This window comes from Clostridium sp. (assembly GCF_051654825.1).
In the GTDB taxonomy this organism is placed as follows: Bacteria; Bacillota; Clostridia; order Clostridiales; family Clostridiaceae; genus Clostridium.
In genome coordinates, this window is sequence record NZ_JBOFYU010000134.1 from 1 (window position 1) to 2,571 (window position 2,571).

Below are 2,571 nucleotides of genomic sequence, written 5' to 3' on the forward strand. Positions count from 1 at the left end.
AATTTAGGAGTGATTATTTATGAAAAACAGTGTTAAAGTATATACAACAGATAGATGTCCTTGGTGTGTAAAGGTAAAACGTTATTTAAAGAATAATAATATTAGATATGAAGAAATAGATGTTGGAATGGATAGAAGAGCTGCATATGAAATGTCTAGAAAAACTGGACAAATGAGTGTACCAGTAGTTGAAATTAATGGAAATATAGTTATAGGTTTTGATAAAGATCAAATAGATAATTTATTAGATTTATAAAAGCTGTAAACTTATTTTAAAAAGCTAGTATATATATAATATACTAGCTTTTTATTTAGAAAATTATATTAAAGGAAATTTCTTGATAAATTTAGTGGCATAAAAAATATAAAATTAAGCAAAGTTTATTTTATAGTTGTGGGGGGGAGTATGGACATAGAATTTGAAATAATTAAAAGCTATCCTTTTTTAAAATCTGTAGATAAAGAAGTATTAAACAATATGTTTAAGAGGCTAATAGTAAAGGAGTATCCAATAGGGTATTCTTTATTTAATAGCAACCAAAGCTGTACAGGATTCTCATTTATATTAAGTGGCGTAATAAGAGTTTATAAAATAGGAGATGATGGTAAGGAAGTAACATTATATAGGCTTTATAAGGGAGATAACTGTTATAATACGGTTCTTTGTGCATTAACTAATAATGAAATAGATTCCTTTGCAGAAGTAGAAGAAAACTCATTAATTGCCCTTGTTCCAATGGACTTTTTTAGAAGGTACTTATTAGAAAACACTAGCTTTTGGAAATATATATTTAATAACTTATATGGAAAATTTGAAGCAGTTATAGGTGGCCTTGAAAAAATAACTTTTCATAGTATTGAAAGTAGACTTATAAATTATTTTAAAGCAAAGATAAAAAGCCAAGGTGGAAGCAAAATAATATATGTAACACATGAAAAAATTGCAGGGGATATAGGTTCATCAAGAGAGGTTGTTAGTAGGGCCTTAAAGGTATTAGAGCGGAATGATGTATTAGAACTTGGAAGAGGAAAAATAAAAATAAAAAATTTAAAAATAAATTTGACAACTTAGGAACAATATCGTAATATTTGAATATAGTAATATTAGATAAAGGTGGTGAGGAAATGGATAACAATTATAAGGAATATGAAGATGCAGCAGAACTTCTAAAGGTATTAGCTCATCCAGTAAGATTATGTATAGTAAAAGGTCTTTTAGAAAAAGGAAGCTGTAATGTAACCCATATGCAAAATTGTTTAGATATGCCTCAGTCTACAATATCTCAACATTTACAAAAGCTAAGAAGTGTAGGCATTATAAAAGGAGAAAGAAATGGTTTAGAGATATCTTATGAGGTAGCTGATCCAAGAATAGAAAATCTTTTAAAAGCTTTACTTTAAGAAAATTTATAATTTGGATTATAATAGTTTTTTACGTAGAACTTTGAATTCTAATAAGTTTTAAAAGTATAAAAACGTAAAAGACTATTTTTTTATACAATATATCGCAATATTTGAATATAGTGATTAATAGATTAATATGTTAAGAGGAGGAATTTATTATGAGTAAAAAGGTTTTAATAGTTGGTGGCGTAGCAGGAGGGGCTTCAGCAGCAGCTAGATTAAGAAGATTAAATGAGGACATAGAAATAATAGTATTTGAAAAAGGTGAATATATATCCTTTGCTAACTGTGGGTTACCTTATTATGTTGGTGGATCAATAAAGGAAAGAGATGCTCTTTTACTTCAAACTCCAGAAAAGATGAAATCAAGATTTAATATAGATGTAAGAATAAAAAGTGAAGTAATTAAAATAGATACAGACAGAAAAGTAGTTAAGGTTAATGCATGGGGAGATGGTGATGAATATGAAGAAAGCTATGATTATTTAGTTTTATCACCAGGAGCTAAGCCAATAAAGCCAAATCTTCAAGGAATAGACAGCAAAAAGATATTTTCTGTAAGAAATGTACCAGATATAGATAAGGTTAAGGCTTATGTAGATTATGAGGGAGCAAAAAGTGCAGTAGTAATAGGTGGAGGCTTTATAGGGATAGAGATGGCAGAAAACCTAAAGGAAAGAGGTTTAGATGTAACAATAATAGAAGCAGCACCTCATATAATGGCTCCATTAGATTCAGAGTTTTCAGCATTAGTAGAAAAGGAATTAAATGAAAATGGAGTAAGCATAGTTTTAGATGATAAGGTTTATGGCTTTGAAGAAGATGATAAAAATATCAGTGTTTTATTAGAAAGCAAAAAAGAAATTAAAACTGATATGGTTATTTTAGCAATAGGAGTAACACCAGATACAGGGTTTGTAAAATCTGCAGGAATTAAATTAGGAGAAAGAGGTCATATATTAGTAGATGAATATATGAAGACAAATAAAGATGGAGTATTTGCAGTAGGAGATGCTATATCAGTTAAGGATTATATAAATGGAAATGAAGCATTTATACCACTTGCTGGACCTGCTAATAGACAAGGAAGAATAGTAGCAGATAATATTGCAGGGTTAGATTCAAGATATAAAGGAACTATGGGAACATCTATTATAAAGGTATTTG

At 28.7% G+C, this 2,571-nt stretch carries 4 protein-coding genes; all 4 read left to right on the forward strand.

Annotated features, from left to right (window positions below; translation table 11 throughout):
• Positions 1 to 19 precede the first annotated feature (19 nt).
• The gene (locus ACRDBA_RS08270; protein WP_438572450.1) at positions 20 to 256 is read left to right on the forward strand and encodes a glutaredoxin domain-containing protein; all 237 of its coding nucleotides are present in this window, start codon (positions 20 to 22) and stop codon (positions 254 to 256) included.
• Between the two features lie 150 nt (positions 257 to 406).
• Entirely contained in the window at positions 407 to 1,072 is a 666-nt protein-coding gene (locus ACRDBA_RS08275) for a Crp/Fnr family transcriptional regulator (protein ID WP_438572451.1), read from the forward strand.
• A 53-nt stretch (positions 1,073 to 1,125) separates the two neighbouring features.
• Entirely contained in the window at positions 1,126 to 1,401 is a 276-nt protein-coding gene (locus ACRDBA_RS08280; protein WP_438572452.1) for an ArsR/SmtB family transcription factor, read from the forward strand.
• Positions 1,402 to 1,562: 161 nt separating this feature from the next.
• Positions 1,563 to 2,571, forward strand: a 1,009-nt coding sequence (locus tag ACRDBA_RS08285; RefSeq protein WP_438572453.1) for an NAD(P)/FAD-dependent oxidoreductase, incomplete at its 3' end; no start/stop codon positions are given.

Excerpts from the sequence above, each read along its gene's own strand:
- ACRDBA_RS08275 (WP_438572451.1), top strand. The coding sequence starts at position 407 with ATGGACATAGAATTTGAAATAATTAAAAGCTATCCTTTTTTAAAATCT.
- ACRDBA_RS08280 (WP_438572452.1), top strand. The coding sequence starts at position 1,126 with ATGGATAACAATTATAAGGAATATGAAGATGCAGCAGAACTTCTAAAG.
- ACRDBA_RS08270 (WP_438572450.1), top strand. The coding sequence starts at position 20 with ATGAAAAACAGTGTTAAAGTATATACAACAGATAGATGTCCTTGGTGT.